Here is a 24,179-nt window from a genome sequence, read left to right as displayed (position 1 = left end):
CGACCATGGCTGGATCGATACTGGACATTCCCTGCGTGACCCTGGGCGGCGAGCACAAGACCCTCGGCGACTACCCCGGCAAGGCGTTGCTGGTGGTCAATACCGCCAGCCAGTGCGGCTTTACCCCCCAGTACAAGGGGCTGGAGCAACTGTGGCAGGCCTACCGCGGGCGTGGCCTGGTAGTGCTGGGCTTTCCGTGCAACCAGTTCGGCCAGCAGGAGCCGGGCGAGGCGCGGGAGATTGCGCAGTTCTGCGAACGCAATTTCGGCGTGAGCTTCCCGCTGTTCCGCAAGGTGGACGTCAACGGCCCCGGCACCCACCCGTTGTATGTCGAACTGAAGCAGCGTGCCCCAGGCTTGCTTGGCTCGCAGAAGGTCAAGTGGAACTTCACCAAGTTCCTGCTCGACCCGGCCAGTGGCCAGGTCACGCGTTATGCGCCTTTCACCAAGCCGCAGGCACTGGAAGCGGACATCGAGCGCCTGCTCAGCCGCTGAGCGGCACCCAGTGGTCGACCAGCGCCAGCAGCTCTTCGCGGCGGAACGGTTTGGCCAGGTAGTCGTTCATGCCCGCGGCCCGGCAGCGCTCGCGCTCTTCGGGCATGGCGTTGGCGGTGAGGGCGACGATGGGCAGGTACGGCCAGCGGCCGCTCTGGCGAATGCGCCGGCTGGCCTCGTAGCCGTCCATCACCGGCATGTTGCAGTCCATCAGCACCAGGTCGAAGGGTTGCCGTTCCAGCGCCGCCAGGGCCTCGGCGCCCTGGGTTGCCAGTTCGACCTGGCAACCGAGCTTGGCCAGCATCCCCTTGGCCACCAGCTGGTTCACCGGGTTGTCTTCTACCAACAAGATGCGCGCGCGGCCTTCGCCCTGGGTCACGGGCGGCGTGGCCAGCGGGTGTTCCGGCTCATGGCCTTGCAAGGTTCGGCGCAAGGTCTGGTACAAGGCGTTGCGCGCCAGCGGGCGGGCCAGCTGGTGCAGCGGTGCCAAAGCCAGCGACTGCTCTTGGGAAAGGAAGTTGCCGTAGGCGGTAACCAGCAGGATCGGCGCTTGCAGGGCCGGGCGCAGTTCGAATAGATGGTCCACGTCATCGGTGATCAACAGGTCGAACGCGGTGGCCTGCAGGGCCATGCGGCTGTCGTGCCGCTGGTAGCTCAAGCCCCAGGCGGGCAACACGCGCTGCAGGAGCTCGTGCAGCCCGCTGCCCGCCGCACTGAGGGCGGCCACGCGGCCTTGCAGGGGCTGTGGAGGGATGGCTTCAGTGTGCGCAGCCAGCGGCAGCTCGGCGGTGAAGCAGCTGCCAAAGCCCGCTTCGGAGCTTATCTGCAGGTGCCCCTGCATGGCTTTGCACAGGTTGCGGGTCAGGGCCAGGCCAAGGCCGGTGCCGCCGTACTGGCGGGTGATGCCGGCGCCGGCCTGGGTGAAGGGCTGGAAGATGCGCACCTGGGCCTCTTCAGGGATGCCGATGCCCGTGTCACGCACTTGCAGGCGCACGCCGCCGGCAATGCGCTCAAGGCGCATATCGACGCGGCCGAAGCGGGTGAACTTCAAGGCATTGGACAGCAGGTTGCTGACGATCTGCCGCACCCGCGTGGGGTCGCCCAGCACGCTGCTGGGGAAGTCGCCGGCGATCAGGCAGGTCAGCTCCACGCTCTGTGCGGTGTTCTGCGACAGCAGGTTGGCGGTGTCTTCGACCATCGAGCCCATGTCGAAGGCAATGCGCTCCAGTTCCAGCTGGCCGGCGTCGAACTTGGACAGGTCGAGAATATCGTTCAGCAGTTCGACCAGTACCTTGCCCGAGTCGTGGGCAATCGCCAGCTGCTGGCGTTGCTCGCTGGGCAACGGGTTATCCAGCGCCAGGGCGATCATGCCGAGCATGCCGTTGAGCGGGGTGCGGATTTCGTGGCTCATGTTGGCAAGGAAGGCGGCGCGGGCCTGGGCCATGTCCAGCGCCCGCCGGCGGGCCTGTTCCAGCTCCTGGTTGGTCAGGCTCAGGCTGCTGTTGCTGGCCTTCAACTCGTTGGTGCGTGCCGAGACGATGTCTTCCAGCTCGTTGAGGTACTGGGTCAGGCGGTTTTCCGCGGTGCGCCGCTGCTCGATTTCGGTGGCCATGCTGACGAACTGCTGGTTGGCGACTTTCACCAGCACGCCGATTTCATCAAGTTCGTGGCCGTGCGGGCATTCCAGGCGGGTTTGCCGGGGTTTGCGCGGGTCGCTGCCGCTGAGCGCACTGATCACGGTGACCAGTGGCTTGGTCAGCATCAGGTAGAACAGTGCCAGTAGCAGGCCTGTCAGCACCAGGCTGCGGGCAAAACCGTTGAGCAGGGTAATGCCGGCACGGTCGAGAAAGCGGCTGCCGAAGGCGAAGGTGTCGACGTCCAGGTACAGGGTGCCAAGGTATTCCTTGGGCATATGGGTAAGGTACAGGCTTTCACTCAACTGGCGCTGTTCGCCGAACAGGAAGTCGCTCAGCGGCCGCAGACGGTCTTGCAGGCGTGGGCGCTCGACATCGGCCAGGACCGTCTGGTTGTTGTCGATCAGCCGTGCGCGGATCACCGCCGGCGACTGCAGCAGGCCGCGGGTCAGTTCCAGGGCCAGTTCCGAGTCGATGTTGTAGGCGATACGCGAGGCCGGGTTGTGGCTGATTTGCAGCAAGGCCCGCACTTCACGGTTGATGGATGCGTCTACGCTGGCATAATCGATGCCGATCTGGATGAGACTGAGCAATGTTCCCAGGATGAAGCCGACCAGGACTGTCAACCGGGCTTGCTTGTATGACAGGCGATTGGTGAACTTGATATCCATGAGTTCCGAGCTGGTTTCCCATTCCTTGCGCTGCGCAAGCATAGCCGATCATCCCCGGCTGCTGGTGGGTCTGTCTGTTCATTTCAGTTGATCGCCAAGCGGGGGCCGCTTTGCGCCCCTTCGCGGGCCCCCAGGCCTAACACAATCCCTGTAGGAGCGGGCAAGCCCGCGAAGGGGCGCGCAGCGGCCCCGAAAAAACTGAAATTGCTAGGAGTCGTCATGGACGCTCGCTTGATCGCTTTCCTGGACCGCGCCGAATCGGTACTGGCGCGCCTCGAACCCCTGCTGCCGGCCCCGCGCCCGCACATCGACTGGGCCACCACCCTGGCTGCCCGCTGGCAGCGCGATGGCCGCAGCGGCTACCTGCTGCCGCTGGAAGTCAGCCTGGACATCCGCCTGACCGACCTGATTGGCGTCGACAAACAGCGTGACCAGCTGGGCCGCAACACGCACCAGTTCATCAACGGCCTGCCGGCCAACCATGCGCTGCTGTGGGGCTCACGCGGCACCGGCAAGTCGTCGCTGGTGCGTGCGCTGCTGGCCGAGCACGCCAGCGCCGGTTTGCGCCTGATCGAAATCGAACGCGACCACCTGGCCGACCTGCCGCGCGTGGTCGAGCAACTGCAGAAGCTGCCGCAGCGCTTCATCCTGTTCTGCGACGACTTGTCGTTCGAGGCCGGTGAGGGCGATTACCGTGTGCTCAAGAGCGTACTCGATGGCTCGCTGGAGCAGGCACCGGACAATGTCCTGCTGTACGCCACTTCCAACCGCCGCCACCTTGTGCCGGAAAAGGAGAGCGACAACGAAAACTGGAAAAGGGTCGACGGCGAGCTGCACCCCAGTGAAGCGGTGGAGGACAAGATCGCGCTGTCCGACCGCTTTGGCCTGTGGCTGTCGTTCTACCCGTTCACCCAGGCGCACTTCCTTGACGTGGTCGAGCACTGGATCGGCCAGCTGGCGGCCCCGGCCGGCCTGGCCTGGCAGCGTGACGAAGCGCTGGAAATTCTCGCCGTGCGCTGGGCTACCGGCCGCGGTAACCGTAATGGCCGTTGTGCCTATCAGTTCGCTCGCTACTGGGTCGGGCTGCAATTGCTGGAGCAAAAGTAAATGATCGACCTCAATGCCAGTGGCGTCGGCCTCGACGGCTACCACCTGCTGGCGGCGCAAGTGCAGGCGCTGTTTGCCGACGAACGTGATTTCATCGCCAATGCCGCGCAGTTTTCGGCATTTCTCTACCACCAGGTAGGCGACCTGAACTGGGCGGGCTTCTACCTCAACCGTAACGGGCAACTGGTGCTGGGCCCGTTCCAGGGCCAGGTGGCGTGCGTGCGCATTCCGTTCGGCAAAGGCGTGTGCGGCGCGGCGGCTGCCACCGGCAAGACCCAGCGGGTCGAGGACGTGCATGCGTTCCCGGGGCACATTGCCTGCGACAGTGCGTCGAACAGCGAGCTGGTGATACCGCTGGTGAAGGAGGGCAGGCTGATTGGTGTGCTGGACCTGGACAGCCCGAAGCTCGCGCGTTTCAGCCAGGCTGACCAGGAGGGGCTGGAGCGGTTGGCGGCGATCTTCCTGGAGCTGACTGACTGCTGATTGTCGTGTTGCCCGGGCTGGCCCTGTCGCCGGCAAGCCCTGGCAACGCTACAAATTCCGGATCAGTCGTACATCACCTTCTTCTTCCAGGTCTCGTCCTCATCGGTCTTGAGGCCCTGGGTCAGTTCGTTGTGTTCGTCCTCGGCCGGTTCCATCTGGTCCAGCACCTGGGCGTTGGCCCGGCCCAGCAGTTTCTCCAGGTACGTCAGCTGCTCTTCATACACCTTCGGCTCCGGCTGCTTGCGCAGGTACTGCACCCCCCGCTCGAATGCCAGGCGTGCCTGGCCTGGCTGGCCTTTCTGCAGGGCCTGCTGGCCGAGGTTGTTGAAGAACTCGATATGCAGCAGTACCAGAATGTGGCGGATCTCCTTGACCCAGTGCTTGGCCTCCGGCGCGGGCAGGAAGCCCTCTTGCGCGGCCCGGGTCACTTGGTTGTGCAGTGCTTCCAGCAAGAAGCGCACATCCTTGGCCTTGACCTCGGTCTGGATCGGGTTGGGCGGGTTGTTCACCGGGATCTTTTCACCCAGGGCGATCAGCCCTTCCAGTTCGGCCATGCGTGCCTTCAACTGGGCATTGTGCTTGTCCACCGCCAGCTGGCGCTGGTTGAGGTTGAGCTCCAGGCGGGTCAGCAGCAGCTTCAGCGCCGGGGTCATGAACTGGCCCGGGAAGGTCTCGGTGATTTCTCCGCAGCGGCGCAGGCGGTCGGCCAGTTCGATCTTCAGGCGGGCGCGCTCCAGCTTGCCGTTCTCGACCACATTGTTGAGGTAGCCGATCACGATCAGCAACGCGATACCCGCTACGATGAGCAGGGTGATCAGAAGTGGTGTCACCGTTAATGCCTCATTGAAGAAGAATTACAGCGTTGAGTGTAGTGAGTTTGCCTCGGAGCGAATAGCGGCACAGGCAAACCCGTTCTCTATATCGACAAGCCAGCCCGCATCTGCACCCCAACCCACCCGGAAGTCATTGATTTAAATAAATTTCTACAAAGGGGTTGACGCCTGTATCAAGCATCCATAGAATGCGCGCCACTTGCAGCGTAAAGCACACAGCGAAACGCGGCAGGGAGTGAAAGCAGGCAGCGATGCCAGCAGCGTGTCCCCTTCGTCTAGTGGCCTAGGACACCGCCCTTTCACGGCGGTAACAGGGGTTCGAGTCCCCTAGGGGACGCCAAATTGCGGGAATAGCTCAGTTGGTAGAGCACGACCTTGCCAAGGTCGGGGTCGCGAGTTCGAGTCTCGTTTCCCGCTCCAGTTTCTCCGGCAGCGCTTAACGGCGGGGCAGGAAAAGAAAATCCAGGCTGAATCGTGAGGTTCATGTTCTGGTGCACTGAAAAGTGTCGTGTGTCCCCTTCGTCTAGTGGCCTAGGACACCGCCCTTTCACGGCGGTAACAGGGGTTCGAGTCCCCTAGGGGACGCCATTTGCGGGAATAGCTCAGTTGGTAGAGCACGACCTTGCCAAGGTCGGGGTCGCGAGTTCGAGTCTCGTTTCCCGCTCCAGTCTTCCAAGGCTGTGGCGTTCAACAAAACGGTACGGTCTGCTTCAAATATGCGGGAATAGCTCAGTTGGTAGAGCACGACCTTGCCAAGGTCGGGGTCGCGAGTTCGAGTCTCGTTTCCCGCTCCAAATCAAGAATGCCACTCTTTCGAGTGGCATTTTTCGTTATGCCTGGGTGAAAAACAGGCGCATCGCTACTGATAAAACTGTCAGTACCCCCCTCCTTGCTCCCATGCGAACCTGCTCCAGTCACTCTGACAGCAGGGCTTGACTCCCTGCGCACCTATCATCAGGAGGTCTGACATGGCCAGCAAGCGCGAACTTATTGACTGGATGGCGATGGACAGTCGGTTACTCAAGTGGGGAATGATCGCAGCATTCGATCGTGCGACGCTCAACCGTTTTTTGCTCCAGGAATACATCCGTCGTTTTTCCGATGAATCTTACTTTCCACCGATCTGTGGGATGGTCTCTTCGGCCAGTAACGACTGGCAGTACCGATTTGAAAGTTTCGTGCTCGACACCCCGAGAGTCTCGTTCGAAACGGCAGCCCTGGACAACTCCAAGGCTGACATGACCCTGCGAGTTATCGGCGGTAACTTACTGAGTAAAAAGAAAATCAACGGCCAGTGGCAGGTTCGGGAGATCGAATGGATCGACCCGCTTCAGGGGCCGGTGCTGAAGCTGCACCTGAAGTTGTCGGATGTTCCTGGGCTTGTCAGTGATGGCGGCGAGTTGCTGTTGGACCTGAAGCATAGCAGTGATTTCACGTTGACGTTCACCGACGAGCCTTATGAGAACTCGCTGGGGGGACTTGTCTTCAAGGAGCTGTTCGAGTCTTTACCCGACGCGCAACGGCGTTTTCTGCTGGGGCGCATACAGCGGGGTGAGCACGAGCTGATGCATCCACAGTCGTTCATCATGCGTACACAGTCTGCGGGGGAGGGCAGCGAGGGGGGTGTGCTCGGCTTGGTCAGGATGGAGAACGCCCGTTATAACGGCGACGAGCCCACCCCAGGGTCTGACTTCCGGTATCTGGTAGCCGATGACCATACCGCGACGGTCATGATGGATACGCGATATTTCTCAATACCTGCATTGGGCCATGAGCTGCCGAAAGTCATATCAGGCGGCACATTCAAGACGAACTATGACCATATTGGGTTTCCATCTGGGCTTGAGGTAAGCGGCGGTGTTCTAGCCTTGGCTGACACACCTTACCCCGTTTCGATGCCAATTCCGGAAGAGCTTGGTTATGAGGATCGGTACGTCAAAATCTGGTACGCAATCGAAAATCTAGACGTGTCCGCTGAGGGATTGAAGTTCGAGGCTCGCGACGGCAGGGTCTATTGTTCATGGCCAGTCAAGCAGGATTTTAACGTGCTTATCATGGGGTTTGAGAATCCCTGGTATCTTTTCATGTATACGCTCGCACTTGGATATGCTGCGGTGTATCGCCCTGATCTTATTGAACGATTAGCATCCTTAGTACCGGTGCACGTTGATACCACAGTAACAGGATATTATGAAGGCCAGAAAGATTCCGCTAACCTCGTCTATACCTCTACCAGTACGGTTTCTGACGGTCGGTCGCAAAGGCTCAAAGGCTCTAGGCGAGTCAGAACTCTTGAACCTCCGACTAATGAAGAATTAGATCGTTTCTGCGACTTTCTTCTTATGGTTCATGACACCATCGCTGGCTTGATCATGAAGGATGGTCTCATCCTGTATGAGATCGCCAAAAGCATCGAAAATGATGCGTTGAATTTGCTCCCCATCAAGATCTCCATGGAAGAGCCCATACGTTCTGTCCTGACGATGAATTTCGGGGAAGTGGTACGGGTGTCCGACATTGTGGCCCCCTATGACGCGGTGGCATTCGGAGATATCAGTCCCGCGCGCACCCAAGTGCAGCTGAATACTTACGAGCATATCCTGGCTGCTGGAGAGTCTTATCAGTTCTCCACCGCTTCCCCGTTTGTTGTGTGGTCGGTCGAGGCAATTCACGGCATGGGGAAGGCGGGTTCGATCGATTCGCATGGGCTCTATACCGCACCGCCGGCAGAACTTATAGAGGGGGCATTCACGCGTGTACGCGTCACAGCCACTGCAGTCGGTTCCAAGGCCACTGCGTTGCTGACGATCATGCGCAACGTTTTGCAACTCAACCCCCAAGTGAAAGCAACGAGCAACACGGAGGAAGTGGAGCTCTTGGCGAGCACACTTACGACCGGTGGCAAACTGAGCTGGTCGGTGACCGAGCACGCGATGGCAGGTTCCCTCGAGCCCGCCGCCGATGGCCTGTCCGCCACCTACAGGGCGTACGAGCCCAAAGATGGTGAAAGAATGCCGAGCTACGTTCTGGACGAGATCACGGTGAGTGATACCTTGGGTAATAGCAAAGTTTGCCATCAGATCGCCATGCATCGTGAGCCGCTGCTCGAAGTGCAGATGGTCGCCATGAATGAGGGCAGCGTTCAGCTCGAAAGCCGGTTCGATGGCGATCCGATAACGGGTGGGCTGTGGGAAGTGATAGCGGGGCCCGGCGAGGTGGACGCCTCGGGGCTCTACACAGTCGATGAAACGCTCCCTGCGTCCAGATACGCGGTGGTCGGCTGCTCGGTGGATGGAGGTCCATTCGGCATCTTCGACGGCTTCATCATTCTGCCCCTGCCATTGACGGAGCAACAGCGTGCCTTGCCAGGATCGGTCGAGGTCGTGGCAGGGCAGGGCGTGCGTCAAGTCCATTCATTGTAAGTGCTCGCCAACCCCTGGGTGATGGCCGACCGGCCATCACCCAGGGCCGATCAGTCCACGAGCAACGGAAAGATGATCGGCATCGGCTGCCAGCTTTTCTTGTTGTCGAAACTGATCGACGCCTCGATGCGCAGGGTTTCGTCGCGTTTATAGAGCGCCAGTTTGTCCTTGTCGATCTCGCCCAGTTCAATACGGCCTTGCGTGCTAACGACTGCCTTCTCGCCAATTTGGGTACGCAGATTCGAGCCATCGGCAACGCTACGCCCGTAGAGTTCGATCTTGATGAACTGGCTCGTTGCGATGAACGGCCAGATGGCCGAATGCAGGCTGGCCTTGCCAGTACCCAGGCGGGTGAGGTTGAGTATGCCGGCGTCGATCGCATCGCTCTGCGGCGTAGGCAGGTGGTCGACGTTGTCCACGGTCAGGGTGTGGGCCGGCGACTTCTCCGTTTCCCTCTCGGTGAGTTCATAGTACAGCTCGATCTGCTTGCCAATATGAATGGCTACGAACTCAGGGGGCACATGATAAAGGCGGGCATCGGGCTGCAGCGGCTGGGGCTTGTACGAACCTTCCTCGCCCGGCTTGCCCCAGAATACCTCGATGCTTTCGTTAGGGCCGATGTCGGCGCTGTCCGGTATCCGCACGGTGGCGCCCTGGGCCGCCATATTCGGGCGCAAGATGCTTCGGCTCGCCCCCCCTTCGGCTTCGACCAGCGTGGGGGCTGGCAGTACCCGGCCTCGGGGTGTGGCGCGGGCGTACAGCGATTTTGGTATGGAAAAGTGTTCCAGGTTACCGGCGCGGTCTTGAACCCCATACCAGGCCCAGCGCCCGCCCTCGCCGCTGTCGCGAATGTCGGTTCCGGAGATCCTGGCGCGCAGGGGCTGGCCTAGGTCTTGCGGGGTGAGGGTGTAACGGTCGACGACCGTGCTGGTTTTGGCGTCGGGCACCTCGCCCCAGTAAATCTTCACCACATCGCCCGGGGCGGCATCGTCGTAAGGCGCGATGCTGCCCAGCAGCAGGTCGTCATGGGCCTTGAGGTAGCGGTCACTGACGCCATCCTGGATCACTTCCTCCGGAAAGTGGATCGCGTTGTCTTGCGGCAACTCCGGTGGTGCCAGGTCGATGGTGATCGGCAGTGGCTCGCAATAAGCTGGGTTGCCGTCACCTAGCACTACTTCATAGAACACTTCATGTTCGCCATCCACCAGATGCTCGACAGGGACTTCGACGAACAGTTCGTCCTCCTCGATGGGGGCGTCCCAGGTTTTGGAGTGGACGCATTGCTTGTTCCAATACAGGTTCAGTGTTTCCGGGGCTGCAGGGGTTGGCCTTGAATTGAGCCACATGACCACTTCGACCCGCAGCGGCGCCGCCAGTGCGTTGACCGGTAGCAGGTTGGGCTGACCACCGGGAATGTTCGGCAACAGGGCCGGGATGGTGGGAAGAGGGAGTTGTGCGAGTGGCGTTGGGCGCATGGTGTTTCTCCTTGATGTTACGTGGGAGCCGTGACGCCCCCACGCGAATGCGTTACCAGCGATAGTTGACGCCCAGTGACATGCCCCAAGGCTTTTCCAGCTTGTCCCCGTTGCTGTAGTCGAACTCGGCGTGCACCTGCCAGCGCTCCGCCCAGCGAGCGGACAGGCCTGCGCCCACTTCGCCACGGGTGCCGGCCAGGTCGTTGTGGAAGCGATTGTCGTTGACCTTTACATCGTTGCCGCGCGCGAATTCGTGCAGTGCGGCGACCTTGATATACGGCTGCAAAGTGCCGCCGCCTTCGAGGGCGATGTCACGCCCCAGCGCGCTGCCTACCTTGCCCTGCAACGAGCGGCTGCGCTGGCTGTCGGCGCGCATGCCGTTGTCGAGGGTGACTTCGCGGCCTTGCACGATCAGGCCAGCGACCTGTGCGTAGGGTTCGACGAACCAGCCATCACCCAGTTTCAGATGGCGACCGGCCTCCAGCGAAACACCTGCACCGGTGGTATCGAAGTCGCCCTTGGCTCGCTGGCCATCGCTCAGGCGTACCTCGGCCTGGTTACGGAAGCGGTTGAGTTTGCCGACCGCGTCGAAATAGTAACCGGACTGCGGGTCGACCCAGGTGGCATAAACACCCAGGTGGTAGCTGTCGACTTCGCCGGAAGCGCCGCGTGGCAGGTTCAGGTCGGATTTGCTGTAGCCCGCGGTAACGCCGGCCAGCCACTGCCCCTGGCCCAACGGCCTGTCGGCACCGAACGAGATGCCTTGCTGGGTCTGCTGATACTGCGTCGTGGAACTGGACGACACGTTGTATTGGTTGCCATAGCTGCGCAGCCAGGTACCGGCCGTATCACCACCTCGGCGTACGTCGCCCATCCGGCTGCGCAAGGTGGCCAATTCGCCATACCACACTGTCGGGGCAGTGTTGAACAGCCCCAGCAAGGTTTGGGTGCCTGGGCTGACGGTTCTTGTGCTGGTGTCGAGGAACCAGTCGTTGTCGCGCTGGACCAGGTCGTAGGAGTAAGCGCCCAGGTCCACCGGCCCGCCGACCAGCGAGAAACGTGCATCACCCGAGCCGGTATGCACCAGGTGCATCTGGCTCTCGGCTTGCGGCTCGGTACCGCTGCTGCTGACCAGCAAACCATGGTCACCGGTAGCCTGGCCGGTAATGTTGAGGTAGTCATGCTGCAGGGTGTTGAAGTCCACAGCCATGACGAAGGTGCCATTACCCTCCAGGCTGTCGGCGGTAAGGGTATGGAATTGGCCGTCCGCTTCGCCGAAGCGGATACTGCCACCGTTCATCGACAAGGCGCCTATCTGGCTGTCTTCGACCAGCGTCCAGCTGGCGAGGCTGTCGATGGCTACCCGCTCGATGTTATCCAGGCGCCCACGCAGGGTCGCTCGGTTTTCCAGGGTCAGGCTGGCGTGCCCGTCGGGCTGCGCGACGATGTCGCCTATCAGGTCGCTGGCGTTGACGCGTACGCTGGCGGTGGCATTGTCGCCGATGTCGATCAGTGCCTCGCCAGCACCGGCGCTGAGGGTCGAACCATTGAGTATGGCGATTTGTGCATCGGCGGGCGCGCCAGCCTGGCCCACACGGATGGCAGGCCCGGCTTGGCCGCTTGCCTGACTGGCGTCCAGCACCACGGAATTGGCCGTACCGGTTGGCGTCGAACGTATCAATATCCCTTCGTTGACGCCTGAAATCACGCTGCCTTGACTGGCGCGCAGCGTTCCGTCGAGCACCACCAGGCCTGACGATGTGGCCGCGGTTGCACTGACCTGGGTGCGCGTGAGTTCCAGGGTGCTGGCATTGACCGTGGCGCCGCGCAAGGCACCGGTGATCTGGCTGTCGAACACTTGCGCCTGGCTACCCTCGTTCATCAGCAAGCCTTGGTTGCTCTGGCTGCTGAGCTGCGAACGGTTGACCACCGCAGAAGCACCCAGTAACCGCAGGCCAGCGGCATTGGCGGCGACGGTGCTGTCGTTGAGCGTTACGCGAGTACCAGGTTCGGCGATGATTTCGTTGGTGGTGGCACCGTTGGCGGTGAGGCTGCCATCGATCACCTGCCAGCTCTGGCGGGGGGTGCTGGCGTCGATGGTTTGGTCGTCGAACACAGGGGCAGCATCCGTTACTGGGCTGAACGGTAGCAGGAGAAAGCCGCTCAGCCCCAGGAGTGGGGCCGTGCGGGTACGATGGATTCGCATGAGTTATTTCCTTTCAGGTCTAGGACGCAACTAAAGTTCTACGAAAAGGAAAACTGTATTCAGATTGGTCTCTAGGTTATGTAGGAAAAGTCGCCAGTTGCCTGAGTGGTCATCGCTCTCGCGGACAGGAGAGCGATTCCGGTCAGGCCCCAGAAGGTATTTCGCACGAGCCACCGCCATTGAAAATACTCACCAACATTTCAGCGGAGATGGCATTGATCGTTTCCGCTCCGCCGCTGATTTCATAGTCGACCCGTCCACGCCCCCTGTTGACGCCATCGTAGATAGGGTAGATGTTCTCGTCGTAAGGTTTTATTTCCCATCCCCCGCCGGTAATGGGCAGGTCGGTGCCGATGGTCAGATTCTGGGACAGCTCAGCTACTTGCGTATCACCGCTTTCCCCCTTCAGCGCGGTCCAGGTGATCTTCAGCACATGGCCGGCCGAGACGCCGAGGCTTGTCAGGTCCGGGATCGTGACGAGGAACGCGGCCTCTTTACTCCCATCGTTTGGGTCCCAGAGGGAATTGCAATTCAACACCTCCGTGCCATCAGCGCGCTTGAAGGTGCGCTCGAACTTCACCGCAGGAGCCCGCAGCACCACGGCATTTGCGTTCACCAAGGTGGCGAGAGAGTGCTCTTCGTTGGTTTCTCCGGGGGCGGTGATGCCGTAGTGCACCGGCAATTGCGGATCGTTACGTGCGTTATAGATGTATTCCCATGGAATTTCGGCCGTCAGTTCATCGGTCTTCTCGGTGTCGATGGTCAGATCGGCTTCCGGAACGTGTTCGCCTTTCCAGTAGAATTGAATCCGCTCGCCGTCCTTGGCCCCTGGGTAGCGTGTCAGGGTGATGAGGGCAGGCTGGTTTTCATCTTCACGCGTGAGCGTATTGGCCTGGTCGGATTTCTTGCCGCGAACCTCTAGCGTGGGCAGATTGGCGTTTCCGCCTGGCCAGTTCGGATCCGGATCAGGGCGCACAGGGCCTATGACCGAAAAGTCGACATCAACCTCCGTGTCCAGTGTTCCCTGTGACATCGTTCCCCTGAACAGCTCATAGGAGACACGCGTACTTTGGCGGTCGGGTGCGTCGGTGTACTCAGCCTTCAAGGCTGCGGCAGGCACGCGCACCTCGAGGGGGAAGTGCGGGCTGGAGCCGATCTGCTCACTGGGAAGCGGGGTGTTGCCCCAGCTCACGATGAGGGTGTCCGTGCTTTTCCAGTTCTCGAAGGGGGGAATTTCCACCACCACCCCAGTTCGGGCATCCTCCAGGTCCACCAAATTGTCGGGAGCGGCCAGTGGCACCACCGGGTCACCCATACCGCTGGGCAGGGTGCCGAGCGCGACGTCCAGGGCAGTGTAAGTGGAAATGCGGCTGGCATTGCCCGCGATGTCTATCAGCACATAGACCACATAGCAGCCACCGTCGCCATAGGTACGCACGTGTTCTTCACTGATGGTGATCTGCCTGTTGGCAGGTACGTCGATGAGGAGGATTGGGGCAGGGAGATCGTCTGAGCTATTCGGGGGGAGCTCATTGAAGTAATAGACGGCAACCTTGTCGTTGCTCTGGCTGTCCTCATACTCGGGAATCGTGCCCGTCACACCTTGCGGGTTTTGTTTCAGGTAGGCATCGGTGATGGGGACGGCGGGCAGGGCCAGCTTTTCAGGATACTGATGGCCCCAAGGTGGTGTGCGGTCCACGCGCAGTGGCCGGGGGGCGGAGTCGATCGAATTACCGTCGGCGTTCATCTGTTTGTAGAAAAGATCGAAGACCCCCTCTTGCTCTAGATGCGCATGGTCCATTGGCACACTCATTGGGAATGTTGTGCTCTCGTCGGCCGGGATCGATTCGCTCACAGCAATGCTTTCGTTGCTGCCACCCCTCTTGATATACAATTGAACGCTGTCGCCGGCGGCAATGTTCGGCCATTTTGCGATGCTCACATCGAGGTCTTGATCGATTAGTTTCACATTCAGTGTGCCGTCGCTAGGGTCGACGATTGCCGCGACGGTTGGCTCAGCGAGGGCGGCGATGGGTAGGCTGGCCAGGCGCTTGATCCGTTGCGCCTGGTATTGGCGGCGGGCTTCGTCGGCGAGCTGTCGGTTGGGGTGGCGTGAGTCTTTACTGTTCATCCGTAAACTCCTTTGCAGGGTGCGAAGCACACAGGTGTCAGGTGAATTCGGTTCCTGGCATGCCAGGGGGCGCTGACGTTACGTTAGCGCCCGTTCAGGCCATCGGACTACTGGTAAAAATGCTAGGCATGTCCCGACCTGAATAAGGTTTACTTCCTCATTCATCAGAGCTACTGCGGAGCAAACCAGATAACCTGGCGCAGGCGAGAAAGATGGTTGATGAGGCGGTGCAGATGTACACAGAGCAGCCTCACATAGCCGTGAAAAACAAAACGCCCGATGCGGTGCATCGGGCGTTTTTAGGCCGATCGGCCTACGGGAACAGAGCCCGACCGTAGTAAGCCTGTTGCCACCTGTACCGAATTTTCTCGGCCGTGGTTTCACTCACCTCAAGCCACCCTCTAGTAGGGGATTTATACCAGATTACCCCGGACGAGTACTCAAGCGGGGGGCGGTCGAGCTGCGAGAGAACATCACTTGCCAGGGAACTGGACCGTGACGTTCTTGCAATCGCGGAAGAAGTTCCCGGCAAGCTCGGTGGAATGGTATTTTCGAGCTGATTCACTTCCGCGCCGGCTGCTATCGATGAAGTTCGGCTGTTTGCCCCACTTCTTTGCGCATTTAGGCTGGCATTTGAGATATACGAGGGTCGTGTTGACGTTGAAGCGCGGGACGAGCTGGAGGGCACGGCGTCGTCAATTACCGAAGAAGCGCTCGTCGTGGAGTTGCTTCTTGCTATTGATGATCTCGATGACTGCGCCGCCGGCGACCCAGACTGTCTCCTGAATGACCTGAAAAGACTGGCCATTTTTGTAAACGCCGCGTACATGATTGACACGACCGTCACCGCGATGTTGATCGAGAAAGCGATCATGTTCGCTTTCTCGTCCTGCTTGATGGTGGCGTAGATTTGCATACCATACGAGATGACGGCGCCGGCAGCGATGATGGTCAGCACCGTGGCCTTGGCGATCATTCCCGCGGTGACGCTGGCGGCTGCTACCAGTGCACTGATCGAGCTCCCTGCGGTAAACACCGCTGCTACGGTGGCAATCAGCCCGACGCCCAGCATCAACCATCCTTCCCAGTTCCCTCCGCCGCCTCCGTAGGTGGGCACCTCGTCCTCGACCGGGGAGCGTAGCCGGCCGGTGCTGCCCACACCCTCGTGCCCACTGGGATCGCGGAAATTCACCGGGTCGTTGCGGCAGTAGCTGTAGGGGTTGATATCGCCGCCATCGAACACGGTCAGGCTATCGGGGCTATGGAAGCGCCGGATACGTTCGTTGTAGACCCGATAGCCCCGCCCGAGCAGGTACCAGCCCAGTGCAGTCGTGGCCAGCTCGCCGTTGAAACGCAACAGGCCTTTGGCGGCGGCCTGTTCGCTTTCCGGCAGGCTGCCGTAAGCGCCATAGCTGAGTTTGCGCAACTCGCCCAAGTGATACTCGGCGATCACGCTGTGGCTGGCGTTGGTCTGCAACAGCAGCGTCTGGCCAGGTTCGCCACACGCCTGCTGGGCCACTGGCCCTTCGCCGTTGTATAGCACTCGTTGCGCCTGCGCGTTGCCTATGGCCAGGCTTAGGCGATACCCTTCGAAAAACACCTGTGTGGCTTGTTGACCGGTGGCCTGGACTGCATGGAGGTCACCGTTACCGTCATAATGGTATTTGGTGAGTACCTGGCTGGAGGCGTCGGTCACTGACAGCAAACGGCTCTGGGTATCGTAGCAAAGCCGGCGCCCGGCTTCGTCGTTGAGCAGGTTGCCGTTGGCGTCGTACTCGAATGGCGGTATGGGAAGGCCCGGCCGGGCGGGCAGATGCTGGATGCTGGCGAGCTTGCAGGGGTCGTCTTCCCGGGGGGTGTAGAGGGTACGGTATATCGTTCCTTCGATGGTAGTCGTGACCACTTTGATATTGTCGAAACCGTCGTAGAGGAAGATCTCTTTACTGATCGGTCGGCCAAGTTCGTCACGGGGTAATTCGCTGCCAGTGCAGCTGTAGGTGCTCAGGCGAGCACGGCTGTCGTAGGCGAACGTTTCACCCAGCAGCAGCGTGCCCTCTTCGGTCAGCGTGCGGCTTTTCAGGCGTTCACCTGGGTACCAGGTCTGTTCCAGGGTTCGCGTTGGTTGGCCGGTGACCCTGGTGGTACGGCTGGTCTCGCGGTCGTGGTCATCGTAGCCATGGGTGGTGACCTGCTCACTGCCACCGGCCCGATCGGTAGTGGTGACGTGCTCGAGCCGGCCGAGGGTATCGTAACGGTAGGTGACCGTCACCTGTTCGCAGGTCATGCTGCTCACCCTTCCGGCGGCGTCATAGGTATAGCGTGTGGGGGGGCGCGTCTGGTCTTCGCGCAGGTGGATACGCCCGTGCAGCGATGGCTGGTAACGAGTGGTCCAGGTTACCTGATCCTTGCCTGTCCACTGCTCGCGGATCAAATGGCCAAAGCTGTCGTACTCGTACTGGCGCTCGCCCTCTTCGCTGGTGGCGCGTTCCAGTTGGGCGTTGCGTGGGTCGTAGCCGTAGCTGCAGGTTTGGTCGGGGGCCACACTGGCGATCGGCGCGCCGGTCAGGTTCAGCAGGTAGCTCAGTTCGATCTTCGCGCCGGCAGGTGTGGTGTAGCTTGACGGTCGGTTGCGTCCGCCTTGGTAGTGGTAACGATGGCTCTGTTTGCCCACGTCGGTACGCGTGCGGCGATGCAGGCTATCGAACGCTTGAGAACCCAATATCGCACGTTGGTTACGGTCCCCCTCGGGTACCAGGGCAACCTCGGTGAGCAGCGCGGCTTCAGCGTGGGCGGCGTAGCCATGCTCAAGGACCGTCCCATCCGCCAGGCGGGTGCTGCTTAGCCGCCCTAGGGCATCATAGGTGAAGCTCTGGGTGTCGCCATGTTCATCGGTTTGGCGGTGGATGCGTCCAAGCCCATCGTAGGTAAAGTTACGTGTCCACAATAGTGTGCCGCTGGCGTCCAGCGTGCGCAGCTGGTCCGGGGCCTGGAACCTGTTCATCGAAGCTTCGGTCATTGCGTTGATGCGATCGCCGCTGCTGCGCCAACTGCGAATCACCATGCCTTCGCGGGTCGGCTTGGCTTGTTCGTGGTGAATGACGCCGTCGGGGGTCGTGGTGCGATGGCATTGCCCCCAGTCGTCGTATTCGAAGCGGGTGACAAGCGGCTGCGGATTGTTCTGGTACCAGTCATGCTCGGTGCGTTCGATGGTTTGACCTAGCGCGTCATAGCGTACTTCCAGGGTTTCGTGCAGGCGCTGGGGGACGTCTTTGTCGATGTGGTCTCGGGCCTCGCCGATCACTCGTCCGAACCCGTCGACATACGTGCGGGTGGTGACCCCGCCGACAGAGGTCGTGGATGTGCCAGGTGCCTCGCCTATTTCCGTGCAATGCAGATAGTACTGCCAGGTGTTCTCGGCACGGTGTTGCGGGTCCTCGGGGGCTAGAATTTCGCGTTGCGGGCGCCCAAGGGCATCGTACTCATAGAGTACTTGAACCCCTTCGGTGTCCTCGCGCAGTACCACGTCCCCGGTGAACGCCGACTCCTGAACCAGGCTCGTCGATACGCTGCCGTCCCACCCGCTGAGGGTTTCCTGGGTCTGCACCACCGGTACATTGGCCAGTGTCTGGTCGGCTCTCAGCTGGCTGAATGCATGCGTCACCACGGTAGGCAGGAAGTCGCGGGTGGTCACTTTCATCACCACCCGCCCATGCAGGAAGGGTACGTCGATATCGTTGACATAGGTGTACTCATGCCGGGTCAGCTCGACTTCCTGTTGATTGTCCAGCTGCAGCGTTCGCTCTTGTGTCACGGTATGCCAGTCGGCCAAGTCGGCTCGCTCAGGGTCTCTCAGTGCCGGCAGGGCCCTGTAGTCGAAACGCTTGACCAGCGTGGCGGCATTTCCTGGCCCGGCTACGGGTATCGTCACCTGTCGCTTCAGGTAGCTCACGAAACCTTCAGGATTGGCGGGGCAGACACCCTCGTCACCGTCTTCGCCCTCGGCCGGATAGTACTCGCTGATTTCCTGCACCCCGTCGCGCCGAGTGAGGGTCCTGAGGTTCCCTTGGTGGTCGTACGTGCGTGATTCCTTCTCATGGTAAACCTCGCTCGAAGCGCTCGTCAGCCACCAGGAATATTGCGTTTCGATGGGCAATTGGCAGGTGGCCGGCTGCTGATCGAAGTGGGTATCGTCGTGCAGGTTGTAGGTGATGGTCTGGCGTGCCACCGCCTCGCCCTGGCTTGTTTGCTCCAGCACCAGCAGGTGGTAACGGTTGTAATGGCGGTTGATCGAGCGCAGCGCACGCGGCGAGCCGTTACCGTCGTTTGTCCAGTACGTCTCGATGGTGCCGTACCGGTAGTCGCCTCTGTGCTGGTAGAGGTAGTCCAGGCCATCGTCGAGCCAGCTGTAGTTCAATTCATAGCCCAGGAAGTTGCGGGCGTCCGGACGCTGCGCATCCATGCAGTACTGGTAGCGGATGTCGACAGGGTCGCCGTCAGCGGTAGGGTGCCGCAGGTGCCGGGTGACCCTGGGTAATGTGGGCCGGTTGGCACTGGTGGGGAAATGATGCCCACCGTCGGCGTACTCCAGCCGTTCCACACCACCCATGGGCGTACGCATTTCCACGACACACCACATGTCCCTGATTTTTCGATAGTCGAAGGCCCAGGTAGCCTTCTCGTCAGTGGGTAGCTCGAAGCGCACGAGCTTGCCTTCGGCATCGAGGTGCAGTGTGTAGGAGGGGCCTGGCTGGTCGCTGATGTCGGGGTTGAAGGACAAGACCACGCTGTTGCGGCCTGGGGCCCGTTCTATCCGTAACAGCGTCTCGCCGTCGCTCTGACGAACGCGGGACAGGTAGGGATGGCCACCGTAGGTATCGTAGTCGAGGTTCAGCCGATGGCCCTGTGGCGTACAGATTTGCACGGGCACGGCAGTACGGAATTCGCCGCTGCCGCGCTCTTCCAGGAACTCGACCTCACCGCTGCGGTGCACCAGGCGAAAAACCGCTTCGCTGTCGCGATAGAAGTGAAAACTTTCGAGCTTCTGCTGGCCCACGGTCATGCGCCCGAGCTGTGTCGGGTCGCTGATGATCTTGAAGTTTTCGCCGCTATTGGTAGTGAGCAGCCCTTTGCTTTGGCGAAACTGCGACAGGGGTAAATCCCAGCCCAGCCCGTAGCCTGCATCAATGGGGGTCAAGGCATTGTAGGCGAGCGCGATGTCCAGCGCCGGCCCTCGCCGATCATGCGCTTGGACGGTAGGCAGTTTCAGGTTCACGGTGAACTGACCGGTGCGTGCATCGACACCGGTTTGCAGTTGTTCGATGAAATTACTGGCATTGCTGCGCACTCTGGAATTGAGCGTCATTGTGCTGACCTCGTAACAGGGGTACTGGGTCAGGCACCGGTCACGGTAGAAGCCGGGCCTGTTTGTCGCAGACCTTAACAGCGTGATCCAGGTGTGCCACCTAGCATATTTGCCAGTTTCCCGTGGGTGGAGGCAGGGGTAAAAAAGGTTCCATTGCGAGCTTCTGAGATCTCAGTAGCGCTCATCAATGGAGTTCCCCATGCCGTTTTTACCGATGCCTGATGTTCCGGCACTCGATGCCAACAACAGCCTCGATGCCGATGCATTGGATGAAATGCTCGATACACTGATCTGCTATCCGGGCATTGTCGAAGGTGACACGCTCGATATCGATCTTCGCGGTTGTGCAGCCGACGGCAGCCCTTCGGATCACCTTCAAGTGGCACTGGTTGTAGATGAGCTGGATGACCAAGGGTGCTATCACTGCCTCATCCCGGCAGGGAGGTTCAGTGGGCTGAAAGGCGGGTGGGTGTTCTACGCTTACACTGCGCATACCCGGGTAGGCACCCCGGGCGAAACCTATGAAGCGTCATTGCGCCGTTTTTTCTATGTCAACCGTGAATTACCGGCCCAGGGCGGCTTACCTGTCGCACAGCTCCTGGAGTCTCACGACTTGACCGTGGTGGTCGATGATCTGGGCGGCCAGGATGCGCACCTTGTGCTGTTGCCGTATCAGGCAATGAGCGAAGGGGACCAGTTCACGTGCTCGTGGTCGCTTGTCTTCCCCGACAGTGATATAGAACTCCAGAAAGGCACCATTGGCCACACGGTGGGGCCTGACGATATAAACCGTGCAGTCAGCTTGCCATTCCCCCATTCGATCCTCGTGACCGGGAGCGGCCTGGCCCTGAAGGTTTCCTACCGCATCGATTATGTGGGGAACACTCGCTTCAGCGATTCGCCCATGCAAACGCTGCTAATAGTGAACAGCGACCCTGGCCTCCCGGGCTTGCTGCCCCCGCCACGGGTGCGCGACGTTCCCCCTGGTGCTGACGGCACGGTGATCATCGACCCCGATGCTTACCCTGAAGGTATCACCCTCGAGTTCGCACCCTATGCTGGCATGTCCGACAGAGATGGCGTCGTTCTGCTTCTGCAGTATGCCTCGGGGACCAGCGAGGCGCTCGGCATGCGGCTGGACCTCACGTCAGTGGACAGCCAGTTTTTTGCATTCAGTCTCGATGGGCAGTGGGTACGTGACCATCGTGGCGACAAGGTGGTGCTGTCATACCAGTGCGCACGGGGTGGCTACGATGGCCGCTCGCAAGACCTGAGCATCGACATCAAGACCCAACTGAAACTGCCCACTCCAAGCGTGGAAGACGCCGTGCCTGGCGACGATGGCGGAGAGTACGACGGCTCCATCGACGGCTGGAATTCGCTGAATTTCGGTTCGGCCATCTTGATACCTGACCTTTTAGACCTGCCGGTCGGAGCCGAACTCAGCGCTCACTGGCGGGGGTTCACCGAGGCGGGTTCGCAAAGCTTTTCGCTAGCGAGCGACCAGAAGCGCTGCGCTGTCCCAGCCAACCTGATACTGCCGAATCTTGACCGGGTCGTAGAGGTTTCCTGCTCGGTCAGCTTGGGGGGGGAACACCTGGGCAGTTCCGACGCCTACCGGCTTCACGTTGTTGAGGACATCGTCAAAGACCGCCTCCCAGGCATCCAGTGCCAACCGGTCGACAACGGCACTGTGTCGCTGGCGAAGGTGCCGGACGAAGGGCTGGAGCTAAGTGTTGACTACTGGAAAGGCATGGCTGCCGGGCAACAGGTCACCCTTGAAGTTCACGGGCTCGTCGGGGGCGCCTCCAAAACCTTCTACCCGCGCTGCAAGGTGGCCGTTAGCGACGAGGAGGAAGTGGCTGAGCGAATCGTTGCCCATTTCGAAAGGGCCCAACTGAGTGAGTTGGCATTGAACCAGATTTTCCAGGTTCAGGGCAGTGTGAGCTTCGACGAGGGCGCTTCTTTCAAGCCGTTCAAAGCGCTGTCCCTGACCCTGATGTCATAGCGGCTTCGATATGGCAGGCAGGGTGTCGTCCCTGATCGCCATCAGATCCATAACCGAGCAAGAGGACTATCTGCATGTCCGTACATACCGTAGAGGCAATATTAGAGTGGATGGGCCGTTATCCAGACCTGGCCAAGTGGGATTTCGTCCATGCCCTGGACGTCCGGGGGCTCAACGATTCGATGCGCCAGGGGTATCTGTTGCGATGGCGCGATGGGAATGCCATCGACGAGATCAACGGCCAGTTCGACATCGAGCATACCGACATCTCATACAACTTGAATGATGTGCGCCTGGCGGCTCCACAGTTGGACCTGAGCATCGTTTCCGAAGCACGGCCAGTGGCGCGTGTGACGCTGCAGGTGGAAGGCACCGTGGTCATGCTGCAGAGCCTGCGCGGGATTCGTCAATTGGCCCATTACGATGCGCTGGACAGCCTGCGTTTGAGATCCGACCATACCTTGGCCGCTGCTGACGGCAGGCTTCAGCTTGACCTACCAAGCGGTGACGACTTTTTCATGGAAGGCATGGGCTCTTCGGTCGACGGTATGCTGGGGGGGGAGTTTTTCCGGAGCCATTTCGCCGAACTGAGCGATGCACAGCGTTACTTCCTGTTGGCCGGCATCCGCACTGCGCCGGACAAGCCGTTGCGTGCCGGCAAGAATATGGTCGCCAGGTTTCAGCGCAGCGATGATGAGCAGCGCATGGCGCTCGTGCTGTGGTCGACGCTCGATAGCGGAGCGAACGGTGAGCTGCCGGGTGCCCCGTTGCCTTTCCTGCTACCGGATGAGTTCGCCGGCCCGCAGCAGGTGACCAGTCTGCTATCGCTGGCCGCGTTGCAACGGGTGGCGTTTGCCGAGGCCATGTTGGGGCTGATTCCTGATGGCGATTTCTCCTGGACGAGAGGCGAGGGTGGCAGGCTCGAGGGGCTTTCGGCGCGTGCAGGCCGACTCTATGTCCCTGGCAGTGATTACAGCTCGCAAGCTTTTGACTTTCAGCTCGACGGTTTCGATCTAGAGGCACGCACCCTGCGGGCGACCTTTTCGGCGCCGGCGAGCGAGCAGGCCTGGCGCCAGTCGTTCTCGATGTCATTGAAATACCGCCCGCGCGAAAGCTCGTCCTGGAGCAGCCTGTCGCTGACAGGCTCTGTGACGCTGGCTCACCGTTTCGAATTGGGTCTGGCAAGTGACGCAGCCTTCATGACCGAGGGCAAACTGCAGACTTCGGCCATTGGTGCACCGGTGGTCGAACTCACCGGCGGGCTGCCGCCCGACCTGCCCATGGAAGCGCGCGCGCAAATTCACGAGGCGGTGGCGTATTCGATCCACAAGGCCTTCTACAACGCTTTGGCCCCCCACCTGACGGCGCATATCGGCGAGCAGTTGCTCCAGGACTTCACAGTGGGTGAGGCCAGCCAACCGGTGCCCCAGCGGGTTGAAACAGCGATCAACCCGGCGGTGTTCGGTACCTTGCGGGCGCAGGGCTCAACGCTACGGATTGTCGATGCGCCGCTGGTGCTCAAGGCCAGGGATGTGCACACCTTTACCGTCGAGCCCGCCGGCGCCACGCTGCAATGGCGGTTGACCGGCCTACCCGGCAGTTCGGGGGAGTGGGGGCGTATCGATGCCGACACTGGCACCTATACCGCGCCGGGCCCCAATGCCATGGGCGGTCTCGCCACGCGCATCATGGTCACCGCGACCGATAGGGTCACCCAGCAGACGAGCGACGTGCTGGTTACCGTGTTGCCCCACGGGATCAGCGTCAACCCCTTGATCAGGGTGCTGCAGCCAGGGGATGAGGCACAGTTGAGCGCGGCATCGAACGGCGGCGGCGACCTGGCTTGGTCTATCGAGGGCGCAGGGCCAGGGGCGGGTCTCCTCGAACCGACCCCCGATGGAGCCTCCTGCACGTACACCGCGGGTAGCCCCGATCCCGAGAAGGCGTGGGTGATCGACGAAATCGTCGTGAGCGATGGGCGGGGAGAAAGCCGCAAGGTACACATGCTGGTGGAGCAGCGCCAGCCGCTGCTCGACATCGCCCTCGGCGCGCTGCAACCGGACGGCCGTGTGCAACTGGAGGCACGTGTCAACGGCACCCTGCTGGATGAAGTGATGTGGAGCCTGCCGCTAGGTGGCCCCGGCTCTATCGATAAGCAGGGCATGTACGCGAGCGATCCGTTGGCCTTCGAGCATTATGCCCTGGTCGCCGCCAGCTATCAGCACCCCGAGTACGGCACCTTTGAGGGTTACTCGATCTTGCCACTACCGCTTTCGGCCCACTCGGCACTGCTCTCGCAGCTCGTCTGGCATGAGGCAAACGTCACAGACAGCAATGATCCGCAATGACACGA

General features: G+C 60.7%; 12 protein-coding genes and 5 tRNA genes. 11 read left to right on the top strand and 6 right to left on the bottom strand.

Annotated features, from left to right (window positions below; genetic code table 11):
• Nucleotides 1-5 precede the first annotated feature (5 nt).
• Nucleotides 6-494, top strand: a complete 489-nt coding sequence (locus tag K4A76_RS17050) for a glutathione peroxidase (protein WP_009682840.1) — start codon at nt 6-8, stop codon at nt 492-494.
• Here the strand turns inward: K4A76_RS17050 and K4A76_RS17045 are convergent.
• Complete coding sequence (locus tag K4A76_RS17045) at nt 484-2,841, bottom strand: hybrid sensor histidine kinase/response regulator (protein WP_274410766.1); 2,358 nt, start codon at nt 2,839-2,841, stop codon at nt 484-486. The genes K4A76_RS17050 and K4A76_RS17045 overlap by 11 nt on opposite strands.
• 177 nt (nt 2,842-3,018) lie before the next feature.
• Here K4A76_RS17045 and K4A76_RS17040 point away from each other — a divergent pair, with 177 nt between their 5' ends.
• Entirely contained in the window at nt 3,019-3,906 is an 888-nt protein-coding gene (locus tag K4A76_RS17040) for an ATP-binding protein (RefSeq protein WP_054913045.1), read from the top strand.
• Entirely contained in the window at nt 3,907-4,389 is a 483-nt protein-coding gene (locus K4A76_RS17035) for a GAF domain-containing protein (RefSeq protein WP_274410765.1), read from the top strand.
• 62 nt (nt 4,390-4,451) lie between these two features.
• Here K4A76_RS17035 and K4A76_RS17030 read toward each other — a convergent pair whose 3' ends face one another.
• Complete coding sequence (locus K4A76_RS17030; protein WP_029886503.1) at nt 4,452-5,219, bottom strand: hypothetical protein; 768 nt, start codon at nt 5,217-5,219, stop codon at nt 4,452-4,454.
• 267 nt (nt 5,220-5,486) lie between these two features.
• On the opposite strand from K4A76_RS17030, the gene K4A76_RS17025 reads away from it, so the two are divergent.
• The 6 genes from K4A76_RS17025 to K4A76_RS17000 all read left to right on the top strand — a co-directional run bounded on the left by K4A76_RS17025 (nt 5,487) and on the right by K4A76_RS17000 (nt 8,644).
• A tRNA-Glu gene (locus K4A76_RS17025) sits at nt 5,487-5,562 on the top strand.
• Between the two features lie 4 nt (nt 5,563-5,566).
• A tRNA-Gly gene (locus K4A76_RS17020) sits at nt 5,567-5,642 on the top strand.
• 92 nt (nt 5,643-5,734) lie between these two features.
• Nucleotides 5,735-5,810 (top strand) — tRNA-Glu (locus tag K4A76_RS17015).
• Nucleotides 5,811-5,813: 3 nt separating this feature from the next.
• Nucleotides 5,814-5,889: transfer RNA gene (locus K4A76_RS17010), tRNA-Gly, on the top strand.
• 51 nt (nt 5,890-5,940) lie between these two features.
• Nucleotides 5,941-6,016, top strand: a tRNA-Gly gene (locus tag K4A76_RS17005).
• Nucleotides 6,017-6,190: 174 nt separating this feature from the next.
• Complete coding sequence (locus K4A76_RS17000) at nt 6,191-8,644, top strand: hypothetical protein (RefSeq protein ID WP_274410764.1); 2,454 nt, start codon at nt 6,191-6,193, stop codon at nt 8,642-8,644.
• A gap of 50 nt (nt 8,645-8,694) precedes the next feature.
• Here the strand turns inward: K4A76_RS17000 and K4A76_RS16995 are convergent, their stop codons facing one another.
• From K4A76_RS16995 to K4A76_RS16975, 4 genes are all read right to left on the bottom strand, one after another.
• A complete protein-coding gene (locus K4A76_RS16995; RefSeq protein WP_274410763.1) occupies nt 8,695-10,119 on the bottom strand; it encodes a hypothetical protein in 1,425 nt (474 codons plus the stop codon).
• Nucleotides 10,120-10,171: 52 nt separating this feature from the next.
• The gene (locus tag K4A76_RS16990; RefSeq protein ID WP_274410762.1) at nt 10,172-12,325 is read right to left on the bottom strand and encodes an autotransporter outer membrane beta-barrel domain-containing protein; all 2,154 of its coding nucleotides are present in this window, start codon (nt 12,323-12,325) and stop codon (nt 10,172-10,174) included.
• A 142-nt stretch (nt 12,326-12,467) separates the two neighbouring features.
• Nucleotides 12,468-14,456, bottom strand: coding sequence for a hypothetical protein (locus tag K4A76_RS16985; protein ID WP_274410761.1), 1,989 nt, complete (start codon nt 14,454-14,456; stop codon nt 12,468-12,470).
• A 313-nt stretch (nt 14,457-14,769) separates the two neighbouring features.
• A complete protein-coding gene (locus tag K4A76_RS16975) occupies nt 14,770-19,818 on the bottom strand; it encodes an RHS repeat domain-containing protein (protein WP_274410760.1) in 5,049 nt (1,682 codons plus the stop codon).
• 199 nt (nt 19,819-20,017) lie between these two features.
• On the opposite strand from K4A76_RS16975, the gene K4A76_RS16970 reads away from it, so the two are divergent.
• Both K4A76_RS16970 and K4A76_RS16965 read left to right on the top strand, forming a co-directional pair.
• Entirely contained in the window at nt 20,018-21,826 is a 1,809-nt protein-coding gene (locus K4A76_RS16970) for a hypothetical protein (protein WP_274410759.1), read from the top strand.
• Nucleotides 21,827-21,900: 74 nt separating this feature from the next.
• Complete coding sequence (locus K4A76_RS16965) at nt 21,901-24,174, top strand: hypothetical protein (RefSeq protein ID WP_274410758.1); 2,274 nt, start codon at nt 21,901-21,903, stop codon at nt 24,172-24,174.
• Nucleotides 24,175-24,179 lie beyond the last annotated feature (5 nt).

Source organism: Pseudomonas sp. NEEL19, from assembly GCF_028751975.1.
In the GTDB taxonomy this organism is placed as follows: domain Bacteria; phylum Pseudomonadota; class Gammaproteobacteria; order Pseudomonadales; family Pseudomonadaceae; genus Aquipseudomonas; species Aquipseudomonas juntendi.
The sequence above is the reverse complement of the archived record's forward strand: the minus strand, read 5'-3'. Positions and strand labels throughout refer to the sequence as shown.